The organism is Vibrio antiquarius, assembly GCF_000024825.1.
Taxonomy (GTDB): domain Bacteria; phylum Pseudomonadota; class Gammaproteobacteria; order Enterobacterales; family Vibrionaceae; genus Vibrio; species Vibrio diabolicus.
In genome coordinates this window covers 484633-501097 of record NC_013456.1, presented here as the reverse complement: position 1 = coordinate 501097, position 16465 = coordinate 484633, and the positions used below count along the sequence as shown (strand labels likewise).

Genomic DNA, 16465 nt, shown 5'->3' with positions numbered 1-16465 from the left:
TGCTACTAAGGACGGAAAATGGACACCTCTGGACGAGGAAAGGACTGAACATCAGGATGATGTCATGGACACCGCTCAGGGAACAAGTGATGAGAGCTAACGAGGATGGTTAGCAGACCAGGATAAGGTCAAGGACACCGCTAGGAAGGCGACGAAAGGATTAAGCTGAAGGAATGCAGCACGCTATCAAGGATTTGATGCATGGAGCACTTTTAGTAGCTGGATTGCTGCGAGTAAGACTATAACCCCGACGGGCGTAAGCCCTCGGGGTTTTTCTTTGTCTAAAGATAAGCGATTTAGACTAAGAGCCTTTTCGAATAGCGTCATTTAGCTCCCTATCTTTCAGCATTTTGTTGATTCAAAACAGCCAAAACAGAAAGAGCCACCGAAGCAGCTCTTATGTTCATTTTTTCACAAAGCCCTACAGCTTCTCCAGTCTCGCGTAAGCGGTGACTAACCATTTAATGCCTTCACCATTGAAAGCAATCTGCACTCGGCTTTGTGGGCCACTGCCCTCAAAATTGATGATTGTTCCTTCACCAAATTTCGGATGCATCACACGAGAACCTAGTGAAAAACCAGTCTCATTGAAGTTTTCTTTTACTGCGGTTTGGCTAAAACGTCCACTACTTGAAGGGCGACTCACTTGCGCCTTCATGCGCACTTCATCCAAACACGTTTCTGGTAATTCACGAATAAAGCGCGATGGTTTGTGGTATTTGTCCTGGCCATATAGGCGACGCATTTCCGCGTAAGTAATGTAGAGCTTTTGCATCGCGCGCGTCATACCCACATAACACAGACGGCGCTCTTCTTCCAAACGCCCAGCCTCTTCAGCGGACATCTGGCTTGGGAACATACCTTCTTCCACACCGACCATGAATACCAATGGGAATTCCAAACCTTTCGCACTATGCAGCGTCATCAGTTGGACTGCATCTTCAAATTCGTCCGCCTGACCTTCGCCCGCTTCCAGAGCCGCATGCGTTAAAAATGCCGTCAGCAGAGACATTTCTTCCGCTTCTTCTGGTTTTTCGAATTGGCGAGTGGCGGTAACCAGCTCCTCCAAGTTTTCTATGCGAGCTTTAGACTTTTCGCCCTTCTCTTGCTCATACATCGCAAACAAACCCGAGTACTTGATCACGTGGTCCGTTTGCTCATGCAATGGCATTTCTAGTGTATCGTCTTCCAACGCGGTGATTAATTCGACAAAACGACTTAACGCACCAGCTGCTCGACCCGTTAATACTTGCTCATCGAGCATTGCCAGACTGGCTTCCCACATAGTGCACCCTCTATCACGAGCTGCACGACGGATAGTCTCTAGCGTCTTATCGCCCAGACCACGTGTTGGGGTATTCACGACACGTTCAAACGCGGCATCATCGTTGCGATTCGCCATCAAACGCAAGTAGCTCAACGCATCTCTGATTTCTTGACGCTCGAAGAATCGCATGCCTCCGTAAATACGGTACGGTAAGCCTGCCTGAATTAATGCTTCTTCCAAAACACGAGATTGCGCGTTGTTACGATACAGCATCGCAGCATCATTCAATGCGCCGCCATTCTCTTGCCACTCTTTGATTTTATTGACCGCAAAGCGCGCTTCATCAAGCTCGTTATAAGCGCTGTAAACCGAGATCGGCTCTCCCACATTGCCATCCGTCCACAGCTCTTTACCCATACGTTCAGTGTTGTTCGCAATCAAGGTATTGGACGCTTCAAGAATCGTCTTGGTCGAACGATAGTTTTGTTCGAGACGAATGGTGTTCACGCTCGGAAACTCCAGCGTGAACTTCTCAATGTTCTCGACTTTTGCACCGCGCCAACCATAAATTGACTGGTCGTCGTCACCAACAATCATCACGTGACAATCTGGGCCAGCCATCATGCGTAGCCAAGCGTATTGAATGTTGTTGGTGTCTTGGAATTCGTCAACCAAGATATGCTTAAAGCGCGCTTGGTAGTGTTCACGCACAAACTTGTTGTCACGCAGTAGCTCATGCGCGCGCAGCAAAATTTCCGCAAAGTCCACTAAGCCAGCACGATCACACGCTTCTTGGTAAGCGGTATACAGCTGCAAATAAGTTTTGGTCACTGGATCGTGATAAGCGTCGATATGCGATGGGCGTAATCCTTCGTCCTTCTTACCATTAATCCACCATGAAACTTGGCGTGCAGGCCACTGCTTTTCATCCAAGTTTTGTGCTTTGATCAAACGCTTTAACAAGCGCTGCTGATCATCGCTGTCTATGATTTGGAAATCTTCCGGTAGCTTGGCATCAAGATAGTGTGCACGCAAAATGCGGTGACAAATACCGTGGAAAGTCCCATTCCACATGCCAGATGCACTGCCCATCATCAACTCTTCAATACGACCACGCATTTCTGCTGCCGCTTTATTGGTGAAGGTGACCGACATGATCGAGAAAGGAGAAGCTTGCTCGACTGACATAAGCCAAGCGATACGGTGAACAAGAACGCGAGTCTTACCACTCCCTGCACCAGCAAGGACAAGTAAGTTTTCTAGAGGAGCTGCAACGGCTTCACGCTGTTTATCGTTTAGACCGTCGAGTAATAGAGATGGATCCATCATGATGAGCTACTGGTTATTTATACATAAAAACCGATTATAACCTAAACAGCTGGGTGCTGTTTAGACAAAACTTGATAAAAAATTCGTTGTTTTTTTAATCTTTCATTCAAAGAGTTAACGAAGGTAATCACCCCAAAACCATTCGCGAGAGTTATTTTTATGAAAGTTTTTCTGCCTCATCTCTATCTTTTAATTTAAGCAAGTGGATAAAGGTTGTACGCCAAACGGCGAATCGACTTGCCGAATGAAAGTAAAAGGAAATCACTCAGAGGAAATTATGATGAAAAAATCGAATCTTGCTGTTACTGCTGCTGTTACTGGACTTCTTGCTCTTGGTGGCACCATGCTCACCGCAGCCCCTGCTGTCGCAGCAGAAAAAGAAAAGTGTTATGGCGTGGCGAAAGCCGGTAAAAATGACTGCGCAACGAAAAACAGCTCTTGCGCGGGCACCTCTAAAGAAGACAACCAAAAAGATGCTTTTGTTGTCGTTCCTAAAGGATTGTGTGACAAATTGGCTGGCGGTAGCACCAGTGGCTCATAACTCAACATCACAAGTTTCTGTGGGGCGCGTTGCACTTTAACCAACGCCCCCAGTTACTCGCCAATCAGAAAAGGAGTTTCACGTGAAACATCACTCTTTCCATCCTCTTGCTGGCGTTGGATTACGCTCCCCTCATCTCGATTATTTTAGCCAACACAAACCTGAGCTGTCGTGGCTAGAAATCCACAGCGAGAACTACTTTCAGCCCAACTCAGTAGAGCGCCATCAACTACAAGCATTACGCGAGCACTACCAAATTAGTTGCCACGGTATTGGTTTGTCGCTGGGTTCGGTGGAACGTGTGAACCCGAAACATTTAGCGCAACTAAAAGCATTGATAAATACAGTTGACCCGCTCTTCGTTTCTGACCATTTAAGTTGGAGTGAAAATGTTGGTCACTACTTCAATGACCTACTTCCCTTGCCTTACACGGAAGAAGCGCTGCAAGTCTTCACTCGTAACGTGCTTGAAGTGCAAGAACATCTACAACGTGAAATCTTAATTGAGAACCCATCTAGTTATGTGAAGTTTCACCATTCAACCATCAGTGAATGGGACTTTCTTACCGAAGTGCAAAAGCGCACCGACTGTCGTTTATTACTCGACTTAAATAACGTATATGTTTCCGCCTTCAATCACGGTTTTGATTGCGACACATACCTAGATGCGATTCCAGCCGACAAAGTCGACGAGATTCATTTGGCAGGTTTTACTATTAAGGCATTGGATAAAGGTGAGATTTGGATTGATACTCATAGCCGTCCCGTCAGTGATGAAGTATGGCAGCTGTTCGTTAGTTGGACACAAAAACACGGCCCTCGCCATACGCTGATTGAATGGGATTTGGATATTCCTGCACCAGAAATCCTCCTTGGCGAAGCAGAAAAAGCATCCTCACTATTGCAGAAAAATCATTTAATTGACCAAAAGAGCAAAAGGAAAGCGTCATGAATCTTGCGACCTTGCAGAGTCAATTTGCTAAAGCCCTACATTATCAAGCGCTCGGTGAAGAATGCGACATTGTGAGTGACAAGTTTACCGCAGATGAACGCATACAGATTTACTGCAATAACTTTATCATCAGCTTGAGTGAGGTATTGGCAGCAACCTACCCAATGGTTGAAGCCTTAGTTGGAAAAGAGTGCTTCGATCAAATTGCTCGCCAACACGTACTTTCTCACCCCTTAGCAGAAGGTAATGTCGTACATTATGGTGTGGGCTTTCAAGATACGATTATGCAGTTTAGTCAGGTCATGACCCAAGCCCAGTACACTCCTGAAGTCGCAAGGTTTGAATGGCATATGGACTTAGCTCGACAAATACAGAATGAGAAAGTCGAAAAACCAAATCGAATCCCTTTATCTGCACTTGCCCAAGTGACGGAAGAACAACAACCTCAATTGGTGTTTCATTTGCGCACTGGCAGCCGCAGCTTTGACTCAAACTACGCCGTATTTGATCTCTTTCATGCGATTCAACACCAAGATTTTGAACAGCTCAATATCAATCAATTACAGCGAGGTGTCATCTCGATTCAAGCCAATGGAGAAGCTCAATGTCACGCACTCGATACCGATGTTTTTCAACTGCTGCAATGTTTAGAGCAGAAGCAGAGTTTGAGCGAAATACCCGAAACTTTACTCGTTCACCTTAATAGCATCATGGCACTCGATCTCGTTGACGGCTTTACATTGAAATCAATCTAAGGAGCACTCTATGACGAACACGGTTAAAAACTTAGTCAATCGGTACGACGACTTGATCAATACCTTACAAGCTGGCTTTGTCCCTTTACTACTTCTCTTTTGTCGCTTATGGGTTGCATGGGTGTTCTTCAATTCAGGGTTAATCAAAGTTTCTTCTTGGGATAGCACGCTGTATCTATTCGAATTGGAATACCAAGTACCACTTTTGCCTTGGGAGTTAGCGGCCTACATGGGAACGGCTGCCGAGTTGATTCTGCCAGTATTTTTAGCGTTGGGATTAATTACCCGCCCGATGGCTGCGATTCTGTTTGTGTTCAATATCATCGCGGTCATCTCTTACCCTGTACTTTGGGAAAAAGGGTTCTATGACCATCAATTGTGGGGATTCATGATATTAGTGGTCATCGTATGGGGACCGGGAGTTATCTCTATTGACCATGTTATAAAGAACAAGTTGACGCGATAAAAAAATCCCCGCAGTGGCGGGGACTTTTTATTGTTTATTTAAGTAAGCAAGAAGCTCATCAGCTGAGATGCCCTGTTGAGCAAGATCTTTTGCCAACAGCTCAACTTGTTCACCTTTGCGCGACTCAATCACTTGCTGGAATTGGTACACGATATCACGCAAAATTGGCAGAGGTACTTGTTTAGCCGCACTACGAATACGCTCGGAGCTTTGATTACCCAGCTCATTAAGCAACTTGCCAAACATCACCTTTTCTGGTGAATCTTCCATTTGCTCTAGAATACGAGCCATTTCATACGTGGTTAACGACATTACTTTTTGAGTTCCGTTATGGTGTCAGGAAAAGTCTGAACGACAAATATACACGCCTTACTTACATTGGAAAATACTAAATTACACTGATTTACGCTTTCGCAAAGCTTGAATGCCAGTTCTTACCTGCTTTTGTAAACAGAACCACCAACGCAGGCAACAGCACCCACATATGAATTGCGATCAGTGTTTGAGGTTCCAAAGATAAACGCTGCAACGTACCAACCAACAAACCAGAGCCACTCATTTGGAACAACCCAAGCAGTGCCGCAGCCGTACCCGCTTTGTCACCAAACGGTTCCAATGCTTTTCCTGCTGCTGCACCCAGAATGAATGCAAAACCCACTGACGACATGAAAATAGGTAGCATAAAAGAAAGCGCGGTATTCTGACCATTCATCACTAGCATGATCACACCTGCGAGGCCCAGAGTCGAGATCCCCGTAACTAAGGTGTTGTGCGTGCCAACGCGCTCCATAAACTTAGGTGCAAGCATACAAGCCGCAATATTGATCACTGCATTTACACCAAACCAGAAGGTGAACTCATTCATCGACAACCCCATCCCTGTCATCAATATCGATGGCGCCGAGGTGACATACGCGAGAATAACCGCCATTGCCATTAAACACAGTGAAGCATGGAAGACAAAAGATGGCGTACTAAGCACTGCCCAATAACGGCTGAGCTTAAACACGGCTTGCTTTTCCGTTGATGGGTTGGTCTCTTTCATCATGAAAAACATCAATGAACCGGACACAACGGCAAAGCCAGCCATAAAGCTGAAGTTAGCTCGCCAATCAAATTGCTGAGTTAACCAGCTACCTAGAATTGGAGCTAATGCCGGAATAAAACAAATCGCGCCGTTAAGATAGCTGATCATTTTGCCGCTTTTTTCCGGGCCAAAGATATCGCGAACTGTTGCAAAGGCTGCTACCGATGTCGCACAAGCACCTAAGCCTTGTAGCAGTCGGGAAACCAACATCCATTCAATATTTTGAGCACTCCACGCCAATAAAGCGCTCATCGCATAGATAGTGATACCGCCCAATGCAACAGTTCGACGTCCGAGTTTATCTGCCAAAGGGCCAGCAAACAGTTGCCCGACACCCATCGCAAATAAGAACCAAGTGATCGTGTCTTGTGCTAGCGCATTATCGACCTGAAAAGTGGAAGCAATAAGAGGTAAAGCAGGTAGATAAATATCAATCGCAAGAGGACTGAAAAGAACCAAAAGGGTCAATAACGCCATCTGTTTTTTACTATTAGAAAACTGGCTAGGCACACAACACTCCGAATTGGATAAAGAACTTTGGATAGAGCTTAATCATCTGATGATATGAATGGAAATGATGTATAATCATGAGCATTATTCCTTAGAGGAAATTCACCGTGAACGTCGAAAAACTGGCTCGTATCGATTTAAATCTATTGGTCTGTTTTAAAGTTTTGATAGAAGAGTTAAATGTCACCCGAGCCGCCCACCGACTGTGCTTGAGTCAGTCTGCCGTGAGCAAATCACTGGCTAAACTGCGCATCCAATTTGATGACCCGCTTTTCACCCGAAACTCGCATGGATTAACACCAACGCCGCGCGCATTGTTTCTTAAGCCGAAACTGGATCTGTTGATAAACCAGTTAGAAGTACTGACTCAACCAGAAGAGTTCTCTCCACAAAGTAGCGAATACCGTTTTCAAATAGCAGCGGTTGAAAGTGTTTACCCTCTGATTCTACCTCATTTCTTACCGGCGATTTTTCAGCAAGCCCCTGGGGTAACGATCAGCACTCACCCTTGGTCCGATAATACTTTTAAAATGCTGCAACGTGGCGAGCTAGACTTAGGCTTAACTGGAAAAGATATCGATATTAATGATGCCAAGCTGACTCTGCTGCCACCCGATGACATATGCGAACTGGAAATTTATCGAGATCACCAGATGTGTATTATTCGCAAAAATCACCCAGCATTAAAACAGCCTTGGAACCTCGAAGCGTATCTCGCCCTGCGTCACGTACAAGTGCGTTGTGACGGCAACGACCGTTGGCTGTTAGATTATCGCCTTGCCGATATTGGAGCCGACCGCGATATTGCCGTCACCGTTCCGGACTTTAATAGTGCCGCAAGTTTATGTTCCTACACTGACTTTATTTTTACCGCCCCAAGCCATTTTGTGCAGCTCGCTGCTAAACAGCTTGATTTGGTCGTACTACCACTCCCGCTAGAATTTCCACCTATGGCTTACACTTTATTCTGGCACCGAGACAGAGAAAACGACCCTGCATTGGGTTGGCTACGTACGATGATCACACAAAAAACCGATCACCTTAGATAAAAATACCGCTCTCAGTTTGCGCTTAGCGGGTAAAATGAGTAGCTTAACTGTCGTAGTCCTTTTTGGCTCATCTATGGCCTAGTTGTACTCCGACTCAACCTAAGTCATTGCAAACTTGCGTTGATCATAAACTGCATGAAGCAGAAGGAAACAGCTCCCACACCTGAGCATGAAGGAGCGGTAATTTGAAGGAATAAAACAGATGCACAACGAAACTCTCAGCCGCGTGAATGCGATTCGCGAATGGCTTATACAACATAATATTAATGCCCTACTGGTTCCGCACGAGGACGAGTATTTGGGTGAATACGTCCCAGCGCACAACGAGCGCTTACATTGGTTAACAGGCTTTACTGGTTCTGCTGGTGCTGCGGTAATCACCAAAGACAAAGCCGCTATCTTTGTTGATGGCCGCTATACCGTTCAAGTCACCAAACAAGTCCCTGGTGACCTATTTGAATATCGTCACCTTATTGAAGAACCAGCTTTAGATTGGGTTCTAGACAACCTGCCAACAAACGCATCTGTCGCAATCGATCCTCGTATGCACAGCTCAGCTTGGCTAGACATGGCACAAGCTAAACTGGCTGGAAAGCTTGAGCTAAATATTCTGACCAACAACCCAATTGATGAGTTGTGGCATGACCGCCCAGCGCCTGTTGTCTCTGATGTTCGCCTGATGCCAACAGAAGCCGTCGGTCAATCAAGTGAGAGTAAGCGTCAAGAGATCGCCCAACTGGTAAAAAAAGCGGGAGCAGATAGCGCTGTGATCACAGCATTAGATTCTATTTGTTGGCTGCTGAATGTACGTGGTTTGGATGTATCACGCCTACCAGTTCTGCTTTCTCACGCGATTCTGCACTCAGATTCAAGCGTGGAATACTTCCTCGAACCTGCTCGTCTACCTGCTGATTTTGACGCTCACGTAGGCACCGGTGTGACCGTTCACCACCCAGAAGCACTTCAATCTCGCCTTGAAGCCATGACAGGTAAAAAGGTATTAGTTGACCCTGCAATCAGTAACGCTTGGTTTAAGCTAGTACTACAAAACTCTGGTGCGTCCGTGATTGCAGCAGCAGACCCATGTCTGATGCCAAAAGCGGCGAAGAACTCGGTTGAAATTGCCGGTATGAAGGCGTGTCATATCCGCGATGGCGTGGCAATGAGCAAGTTCCTATGTTGGTTAGATGCGGAAGTTGCTGCTGGTAACCTGCATGACGAAGCGACATTAGCAGACAAACTGGAAGCATTTCGTAGCGAAGACCCTACGCTAATGGATCTCAGCTTCGATACCATTTCAGCCGCGGGCGGCAACGCGGCCATGTGTCACTACAATCACGAGAACCAACCTGAACCTGGTAAGTTAGAACTGAACACGCTTTACCTTGTGGACTCAGGTGGTCAGTACCTCGATGGCACTACCGACATCACGCGTACTATCGCGATTGGTCAACCTTCTTCAGAAATGAAGAAGCAATTTACGTTGGCGCTGAAAGGTCATATTGGCGTTGCTCGAGCTCGTTTCCCGAAAGGCACACGTGGTTATCAAATCGATACTCTAGCTCGTCAGCACCTATGGGCGGAAGGTTACGATTACGATCACGGTACTGGTCACGGTGTTGGTCACTTCCTAAGTGTTCATGAAGGTCCAGCGAGCATTTCGAAAAAGCAAATCGACGTGCCTCTAACAGAAGGTATGGTGCTATCCAACGAGCCAGGTTACTACCGTGCAGATGCGTTTGGTATCCGTATTGAAAACCTAGAGCTTGTTGTTGAAACACCAACTAACGGTGACTTCCCTGTTCTGTCATTTGAGTCACTAACACGCTGCCCAATCGACAAACGCAACATCAATGTTGATATGTTAACTCGTCCAGAACTTGCTTGGCTGAATGATTACCACCAGAAAGTATGGGATGAGATCAGCCCGCTAGTCGAAGGTGATGTTAAAGAGTGGCTTCGTCAAGCAACGCTACCTGTAGCACACAGCTAGAAGCTAGAAACTAGAAGCTAGAAGCTAGAAGCTAGAAGCTAGAAAAATAGAGGGTTGATGTTTTGCATCAACCCTCTTTCTTTTCCTATGTTTCACGTGAAACATAACGATGACCAGTTGCTTTATTTGTTGCTTAACCAGAATACGCCGAGTGCCAGTCTCGCCATACTGGGTCAAAGCCTTTGGCTCGAATCATATCTTCCACAGAACCAGCACTTCGCTCATCACTGATCTCAAACTGCTCGAGTTCAACATCATCCATCGCATAACCACCCGGCTGAGTTTTCGATGCAGCAGACATACTGGTGATGCCTAACGGCAATGCGTTGTCTCTAAACTTCGGTGACTCACGCGTCGATAACGACAACTCCACTTCTGGATTCAACAAACGATAAGCGCAAATCAACTGAACAAGTTGCTTATCCGTCATGACTGATTTTGGTTGGAGCGCGCCCTCACAAGGACGCAAACGCGGGAAAGAAATTGAGTAACGAGTCTGCCAATACGTGCGCTCAAGATAGTCCAAGTGCGCTGCCACATAAAAACAATCTGTACGCCACTCTTCCAATCCTATCAAAGCGCCAATACCGATCTTATCGATGCCCGCTTTTGCAAGACGATCGGGTGTATCCAATCGGTATTCGAAATCCATCTTATTGCCACGTAAATGGTGCTCAGCATAAGTCGAAGGATGATACGTTTCTTGATAAACCATAACCGCATCCAAACCCAATGTCTTGAGCTCTGCGTATTCGTCTTGATCTAGCGGCTGCACTTCCATCGCCAAATAATTAAAGCGTTGCTTAATCATAGGCACCATTTCGCGGAAGTATTTCATGCCCACTTTGGTTTCGTGTTCGCCAGTCACCAGCAATACGCTATCGAACTTCATGCGTTTAATGGCTTCAACTTCTGCAGCCACTTCGTCCCTATTCAAGGTACGACGCTTGATTCTGTTCTCCATCGAGAAGCCACAATAAGTACAAGCATTGGCGCACAAGTTAGAAAGGTACAGTGGAATGTAAAGCGACATGGTATTGCCAAACCGCTTGCGAGTTGCCGAGTATGACAACTGCGCCATTTGCTCTAAGTATGCTTCAGCCGCGGGTGAAATTAGCGCTTTAAAGTCTTCCAAATCACGCTTGGGTTTATTCAATGCTCGCTCGACATCTTGTGCTGTTTTCGCATAGATCGACATCGAAATGTCATCCCAATTAAGCTGCTTAAATTGCTCAACAAAGCTCATGTTTTCCTCGCTTAATAGCTAAATCAATCTAGGACTAAAGCTCATCTAGGAATGACGTCAGTGGACTCGACGCAACCGCATGAGAAACCTTACCCGCAAGTCCGGCTTCATAAGCCATACGCCCCGACTCTACCGCCAACTTAAATGCTTTCGCCATCGCAACGGGATCTCTCGAAGCTGCAATCGCAGTATTGACGAGCACGGCATCCGCGCCCATTTCCATCGCACGTGCGGCATGTGAAGGAGCGCCAATACCCGCATCGACAACCACTGGAACATTAGCTTGGTCGATAATGATCTCTAGGAAATCGTGAGAAACTATCCCTTTGTTAGAACCGATCGGCGCACCTAATGGCATGACCGCAGCACAGCCTACCTCTTCCAATCGTTTACACAGAACTGGGTCAGCATGACAGTAAGGAAGCACAATGAAGCCTTCACGAACCAGTTGCTCAGCGGCTGCAAGTGTCTCAATAGGATCGGGCATCAAGTACTTCGGGTCTGGGTGAATTTCCAGTTTTAGCCAGTTGGTGCCCAACGCTTCTCGCGCCAGTTGTGCAGCAAACACAGCATCTTTAGCATTCTTTGCCCCCGAGGTGTTCGGCAACAAGTTCACACCCGCTTGTACTAACGGCAGCAAAATATCGTCTTGTTGGTCGTTCACATCCACACGCTTTAACGCCATAGTCGCAAGTTGGGAACCCGACACTTGAATCGCTTCTGCCATTAATCGGCTGTTGGCAAACTTCCCTGTTCCCGTAAACAGTCTTGATTCGAATTGTTTATCACCAATTTTAAGCATCGACTTTAACCCCCTGCGATCGCTTGAAACAAAGAGATGCTATCTCCCTGTGAAAGAACTGTGCTAGCCCACTCACTGCGCGGCACAACATTGTTATTAATTGCAAAAACACAGCCCATTTCAGGCAACGCAAATTGACTAATGATTTGCTGTAGATTCGACTCACTGGCAACTTGATGTGACTGGTCATTGATGACAATAGTGATCACATCTAGGTCAGCAGCGGTCATTTGTGTTGTTTGTTGTTCTGATAACGTCATTGCTTCCAACTCTCTTAATTCTGCCCATTACTCGTAAGCTAAACTTGAGCACACACTTGGCACTGTTTGTCTTTGCTTATCGCCATGATTTGCCATTGCATTTTCAATCCATCAAACAGATGTAACTTGGCAGTCTCGACATGAAACGCTCCCGTCGCCAGTTTTTGAATTGCCGCTATCGCTTGGTAGTTGCCAAGTGTGCCCACCACCGGACCAACAACACCGCTGTCACTGCACTTTTGAGTTTGTGGTAATTCGTCAAACGGATACAAACAGCGGTAACAGGCTTTACTCTGCGCTTCTTGTTCATTTGGTGTTTGGTAATCAAAGACAGCGAATTGCCCTTGCCAACCAATTGCTGCCGCGGAGATGAGCGGCGTATTTTGCTCGAAACAAACTTGGTTAATTAGCTGGCGCGTTGGCATGTTATCGGTGCAGTCGAGCACCACATCCGCTAGCATCACCTCAAGCTGAAGCTGTGCTTTGTCTAATCGCTTATTGAGAGCACGAATTTGAACCATAGAATTAAGTTCAGTAAGTTGCTTTACAGTCGCTTTTGTTTTCGCAACTTGGAGGTCTTGTTCACGATAAATGATCTGGCGCTGTAGGTTACTGCTATCAACCTCATCGTCATCAACAACAACCAATTTACCAACACCCGCTGACGCCAAGTACAAACTCGCTGCGCTCCCCAATCCACCACAACCGATGATCAGAACATGCGATTTGCTCAAACGCTCTTGCCCAATTTCGGCAATTTCAGGCAGAGCGACTTGACGTTGATAGCGAAGAAACTGCTTATCCGTGAGCATGCTCGCCTCTCTTGCTATGCGCCAACTCACTATTCTGATCAGTAAACGTTAGCTGTCTTTCCTTCATCAGTTGTGCGAAGAACTCGATGACGGATTGAGGTGATTCTGCCAACGTAATAGCACGCACTACTGCCAAACTAGAAACACCTGTTTGCCAAACTTGGTCAGCATTAGATTGGTCAATACCACCAATCGCAACCGTCGGAAAGCCAAGCACATAGTCACTAACTGTTTTGTATTTTGCAGGAAGGAAAACCGACTCTGTGTTTCCGTAAGGAATGCTATCAATCAGCTTTTGATACAGAGCCAAGCGCACCAAACCTTGTGGTTTCGATGGCATCTGTTTAGTGGTGGTTGGGAAAATATGCCCTAGCGCGATGTAACTAGGATGAATTTGTACAATGCGCAGTAGCTCATAATAACCATGAGTAGAAAGACCAAGACGAATGCCGGCTTTAGTTAGCTGAGCCAAATGCGATTCTTCTATGTCTTCTTGCCCTAAGTGAACGCCATAAGCGCCATGCTTGATTGCCAACTGCCAATAGTCATTGATGAACACTTGAGCTTGATACTTACGACCTAGCTCAATTGCTCGAATGATCTGTTGTTCCAAATCGGCTTGTTGTGGGTTCTTGATTCGTAGTTGAATAGTGTTGATGCCTAGTGGCAGTAAACGCTCAATCCAAGCGACATCATCAACGACTGGATAGAGCCCTAGACTTTGCTTAGTTAGAGTTGGAAAGTTAACGCTCTCTCCTTGTGCTGACCAACCAACTTGAATACCGAGTCGGTTATCTTCCAGTACAGGTGTCGGGAAATCATCAAATTGGTCAGCCCACTTAGTAGATCGTCCCTCGTCAAGCTTGTCATTCAATAGTGTTTCACGTGAAACATTAGCTTGTTGAGTTAGTATTCCTCGAGCAAGTGTTAACGCATCTTCGATAGGAAAATCGAGTGCTGTCAGCGTTACTATCCAAGCAAGGTGATGTTCGGGATCGAACATTGCGTTGGGTTTGGACTTAACGGAAAGCGCTCTCACTTCGTCGTTAAGTGGGTGACGCCAGATATCAAGCTGAAGCACTTTCTCATTTTCATCGGAAACTTGAGTATCAGCAATACCAATGTAAATCGCTTTCGACGGTTGCTTTGCGCACGCTTCTACCGATAAAGAAGAACGGTAATAAAGCACAAATGAACTCTCATGCTCAGAGTTATGTCCATCAATAAGATCAGTCGTTATATGTGTAGTCTGTTGGTCGCGAACAAGCTGAATAGATTGAGTTGGGCTCACACCCAACTCAATGTCTTCAATGCTAAAACCCTGTTCTTTCGCCAACAACAAACATTGCTGAACTAAACCTGTTAGTTCAATCAATGATGACGGAATAAGGATTTTGCTCATTAATCACTTACCTCGGCATGTGCTGCTGGGTGGTATAACTCAGAACCTGACTCTCTAAATTCTTGCGATTTCTGACGCATCCCCTCAAGAGGATCATCAAGCATTTTGATCGAGATAGCTTGGTCCGCGGCAACTTGCTCAGTGTCTTTCGCGTACTCTCGTACCTCTTGCGAAATCTTCATCGAGCAGAACTTTGGTCCACACATCGAACAAAAGTGAGCAACTTTTCCAGACTCTTGAGGCAAGGTTTCATCATGGAAAGCGCGAGCGGTTTCTGGGTCGAGTGACAAGTTGAATTGGTCTTCCCAGCGGAATTCAAAACGTGCTTTAGAAAGCGCGTTATCACGAACTTGTGCGCCAGGGTGCCCTTTCGCCAAATCAGCAGCGTGAGCAGCAAGCTTGTAAGTGATCATGCCTACCTTCACGTCTTCTTTGTTTGGTAAGCCAAGATGCTCTTTAGGTGTTACGTAACAAAGCATCGCACAGCCATACCAGCCAATCATGGCAGCGCCAATACCTGACGTAATATGGTCGTAACCAGGAGCGACGTCTGTCGTCAGTGGACCAAGGGTGTAGAACGGAGCTTCATGGCAGTGCTCTAGCTGCTCTTCCATGTTCTCTTTGATCATGTGCATTGGAACATGGCCAGGACCTTCGATAATGACCTGTACGTCGTATTCCCACGCAACCTTAGTCAACTCGCCAAGGGTACGAAGCTCCGCAAATTGCGCTTCATCGTTAGCATCGGCAACCGAACCAGGGCGCAGACCATCACCGAGAGAAAGTGCAACATCATACTTGGCACAGATTTCACAGATCTCTCGGAAGTGGGTATATAAGAAGCTTTCTTGGTGATGTGCTAAACACCATTTCGCGATGATAGAACCACCACGAGAGACGATGCCGGTAACGCGTTTTGCTGTCATTGGTACATAGCGCAGTAGTAAGCCAGCATGGATAGTGAAGTAATCAACACCCTGCTCTGCTTGCTCAATCAGAGTATCGCGCATCACTTCCCAGTTAAGGTTTTCCGCAACACCATTCACTTTCTCAAGCGCTTGGTACATAGGTACGGTACCGATCGGAACCGGGCTGTTACGCAGAATCCATTCTCGAGTTTCATGAATATTGCGACCTGTGGAGAGATCCATAACAGTATCGCCACCCCAGCGTGTCGCCCACACTAGCTTCTCAACCTCTTCCTCAATCGAAGACGTCACCGATGAGTTACCAATATTGGCGTTTACTTTGACCAAAAAGTTACGTCCAATGATCATTGGTTCGGATTCTGGGTGGTTGATATTAGAAGGGATAATAGCGCGACCTTCGGCAACTTCTTTGCGAACAAACTCGGCGGTAATGTCTTTTGGAAGATTCGCTCCAAAGCTTTGACCAGGATGCTGTTGATTCAGTACATCATCACGGTACTTGGCACGACCCATGTTTTCACGCAGCGCGATGAATTCCATTTCTGGGGTAATAATGCCTTTGCGAGCATAGTGCAGCTGAGTGACGCACTGCCCATCTTTGGCACGTCGAATACGTGGTAGATTACCGTAACGAAGATCGTCTAGTGTTTCGTCTTCTAAGCGTTCTTTGGTGTACACCGAGCTTACTTCATCGAGTAACTCTGTGTCACCGCGCTCTTCAATCCAGCTTTCTCTTAACTTAGGTAAGCCGTTATAAAGATCTATGGTGTGTTCTGGGTCAGTGTATACTCCAGAGGTATCGTAAACGCGTACTGGCTCATTAGGCTCGAAGATTGGCGCTTCTTTTGTGCCACCAATCAGGCTATCTGCTAGCGCTATTTCACGCATAGGTACACGAACATCTGGACGTGAACCTTCTACATATACTTTTGTGGAATTTGGGTACGGCTGTACCGAGAGTGTTTCAATGAACTGTTTTGCTTCCAGTCTCGCTTGTTTGCGACTCGACATAGCATTTTTCCTTGCTTTGTTATACTAGATAAAAAGTAATTGGATAAAAATGCT

At 46.2% G+C, this 16465-nt stretch carries 15 protein-coding genes; 6 read left to right on the top strand and 9 right to left on the bottom strand.

Going from position 1 to position 16465, the window contains the following annotated elements; translation table 11 throughout:
• Window positions 1–421 precede the first annotated feature (421 nt).
• On the bottom strand, window positions 422–2596 hold the full coding sequence (gene uvrD, locus VEA_RS02410; RefSeq protein WP_005397027.1) for a DNA helicase II: 2175 nt from the start codon (window positions 2594–2596) through the stop codon (window positions 422–424).
• A gap of 280 nt (window positions 2597–2876) precedes the next feature.
• On the opposite strand from uvrD, the gene VEA_RS02405 reads away from it, so the two are divergent.
• From VEA_RS02405 to VEA_RS02390, 4 genes are all read left to right on the top strand, one after another.
• The gene (locus tag VEA_RS02405) at window positions 2877–3137 is read left to right on the top strand and encodes a BufA1 family periplasmic bufferin-type metallophore (RefSeq protein ID WP_031780600.1); all 261 of its coding nucleotides are present in this window, start codon (window positions 2877–2879) and stop codon (window positions 3135–3137) included.
• A gap of 82 nt (window positions 3138–3219) precedes the next feature.
• The gene (bufB, locus tag VEA_RS02400) at window positions 3220–4089 is read left to right on the top strand and encodes an MNIO family bufferin maturase (protein ID WP_006743071.1); all 870 of its coding nucleotides are present in this window, start codon (window positions 3220–3222) and stop codon (window positions 4087–4089) included.
• Window positions 4086–4844 carry an HvfC/BufC N-terminal domain-containing protein gene (locus tag VEA_RS02395; protein ID WP_006743070.1) on the top strand — a complete coding sequence of 253 codons (759 nt, stop codon included), beginning with the start codon at window positions 4086–4088 and terminating at the stop codon, window positions 4842–4844. Before bufB ends, VEA_RS02395 begins: the two co-directional genes overlap by 4 nt.
• Before the next feature lie 10 nt (window positions 4845–4854).
• On the top strand, window positions 4855–5310 hold the full coding sequence (locus VEA_RS02390; RefSeq protein WP_012841278.1) for a DoxX family protein: 456 nt from the start codon (window positions 4855–4857) through the stop codon (window positions 5308–5310).
• Window positions 5311–5337: 27 nt separating this feature from the next.
• Here the strand turns inward: VEA_RS02390 and tsrA are convergent, their stop codons facing one another.
• Both tsrA and VEA_RS02380 read right to left on the bottom strand, forming a co-directional pair.
• The gene (tsrA, locus tag VEA_RS02385; protein WP_005397034.1) at window positions 5338–5622 is read right to left on the bottom strand and encodes an H-NS-like global regulator TsrA; all 285 of its coding nucleotides are present in this window, start codon (window positions 5620–5622) and stop codon (window positions 5338–5340) included.
• Window positions 5623–5713: 91 nt separating this feature from the next.
• The gene (locus VEA_RS02380) at window positions 5714–6874 is read right to left on the bottom strand and encodes a multidrug effflux MFS transporter (RefSeq protein WP_041853009.1); all 1161 of its coding nucleotides are present in this window, start codon (window positions 6872–6874) and stop codon (window positions 5714–5716) included.
• 140 nt (window positions 6875–7014) lie between these two features.
• Here VEA_RS02380 and VEA_RS02375 point away from each other — a divergent pair, with 140 nt between their 5' ends.
• Window positions 7015–7956, top strand: coding sequence for a LysR family transcriptional regulator (locus VEA_RS02375; protein WP_006743068.1), 942 nt, complete (start codon window positions 7015–7017; stop codon window positions 7954–7956).
• Window positions 7957–8158: 202 nt separating this feature from the next.
• Entirely contained in the window at window positions 8159–9949 is a 1791-nt protein-coding gene (locus VEA_RS02370) for an aminopeptidase P family protein (RefSeq protein ID WP_006743067.1), read from the top strand.
• Between the two features lie 133 nt (window positions 9950–10082).
• Here VEA_RS02370 and thiH read toward each other — a convergent pair whose 3' ends face one another.
• From thiH to thiC, 6 genes are read right to left on the bottom strand one after another with little or no spacing between them, the layout of a single operon-like run.
• The gene (thiH, locus tag VEA_RS02365) at window positions 10083–11195 is read right to left on the bottom strand and encodes a 2-iminoacetate synthase ThiH (RefSeq protein ID WP_005447249.1); all 1113 of its coding nucleotides are present in this window, start codon (window positions 11193–11195) and stop codon (window positions 10083–10085) included.
• Window positions 11196–11229: 34 nt separating this feature from the next.
• Window positions 11230–11997: a thiazole synthase gene (locus VEA_RS02360; protein WP_006743066.1), complete on the bottom strand. Its 768-nt coding sequence runs from the start codon at window positions 11995–11997 to the stop codon at window positions 11230–11232.
• 5 nt (window positions 11998–12002) lie between these two features.
• Window positions 12003–12257, bottom strand: coding sequence for a sulfur carrier protein ThiS (gene thiS, locus VEA_RS02355; RefSeq protein ID WP_005378804.1), 255 nt, complete (start codon window positions 12255–12257; stop codon window positions 12003–12005).
• A 38-nt stretch (window positions 12258–12295) separates the two neighbouring features.
• Window positions 12296–13069, bottom strand: coding sequence for a HesA/MoeB/ThiF family protein (locus VEA_RS02350; protein WP_006743065.1), 774 nt, complete (start codon window positions 13067–13069; stop codon window positions 12296–12298).
• Complete coding sequence (locus tag VEA_RS02345) at window positions 13056–14471, bottom strand: thiamine phosphate synthase (RefSeq protein ID WP_006743064.1); 1416 nt, start codon at window positions 14469–14471, stop codon at window positions 13056–13058. The genes VEA_RS02350 and VEA_RS02345 overlap by 14 nt, the downstream gene beginning before the upstream one ends.
• Window positions 14471–16411: a phosphomethylpyrimidine synthase ThiC gene (gene thiC / locus VEA_RS02340; RefSeq protein ID WP_006743063.1), complete on the bottom strand. Its 1941-nt coding sequence runs from the start codon at window positions 16409–16411 to the stop codon at window positions 14471–14473. Before thiC ends, VEA_RS02345 begins: the two co-directional genes overlap by 1 nt.
• Between the last annotated feature and the right edge of the window lie 54 nt (window positions 16412–16465).

What these genes read in the sequence shown, in the direction of transcription:
- uvrD (WP_005397027.1), bottom strand. Translation starts at nt 2,596, where the DNA reads ATGATGGATCCATCTCTATTACTCGACGGTCTAAACGATAAACAGCGT.
- VEA_RS02405 (WP_031780600.1), top strand. Translation starts at nt 2,877, where the DNA reads ATGAAAAAATCGAATCTTGCTGTTACTGCTGCTGTTACTGGACTTCTT.
- VEA_RS02395 (WP_006743070.1), top strand. Translation starts at nt 4,086, where the DNA reads ATGAATCTTGCGACCTTGCAGAGTCAATTTGCTAAAGCCCTACATTAT.
- VEA_RS02390 (WP_012841278.1), top strand. Translation starts at nt 4,855, where the DNA reads ATGACGAACACGGTTAAAAACTTAGTCAATCGGTACGACGACTTGATC.
- tsrA (WP_005397034.1), bottom strand. Translation starts at nt 5,622, where the DNA reads ATGTCGTTAACCACGTATGAAATGGCTCGTATTCTAGAGCAAATGGAA.
- VEA_RS02380 (WP_041853009.1), bottom strand. Translation starts at nt 6,874, where the DNA reads ATGGCGTTATTGACCCTTTTGGTTCTTTTCAGTCCTCTTGCGATTGAT.
- VEA_RS02370 (WP_006743067.1), top strand. Translation starts at nt 8,159, where the DNA reads ATGCACAACGAAACTCTCAGCCGCGTGAATGCGATTCGCGAATGGCTT.
- thiH (WP_005447249.1), bottom strand. Translation starts at nt 11,195, where the DNA reads ATGAGCTTTGTTGAGCAATTTAAGCAGCTTAATTGGGATGACATTTCG.
- VEA_RS02360 (WP_006743066.1), bottom strand. Translation starts at nt 11,997, where the DNA reads ATGCTTAAAATTGGTGATAAACAATTCGAATCAAGACTGTTTACGGGA.
- thiS (WP_005378804.1), bottom strand. Translation starts at nt 12,257, where the DNA reads ATGACGTTATCAGAACAACAAACAACACAAATGACCGCTGCTGACCTA.
- VEA_RS02350 (WP_006743065.1), bottom strand. Translation starts at nt 13,069, where the DNA reads ATGCTCACGGATAAGCAGTTTCTTCGCTATCAACGTCAAGTCGCTCTG.
- VEA_RS02345 (WP_006743064.1), bottom strand. Translation starts at nt 14,471, where the DNA reads ATGAGCAAAATCCTTATTCCGTCATCATTGATTGAACTAACAGGTTTA.
- thiC (WP_006743063.1), bottom strand. Translation starts at nt 16,411, where the DNA reads ATGTCGAGTCGCAAACAAGCGAGACTGGAAGCAAAACAGTTCATTGAA.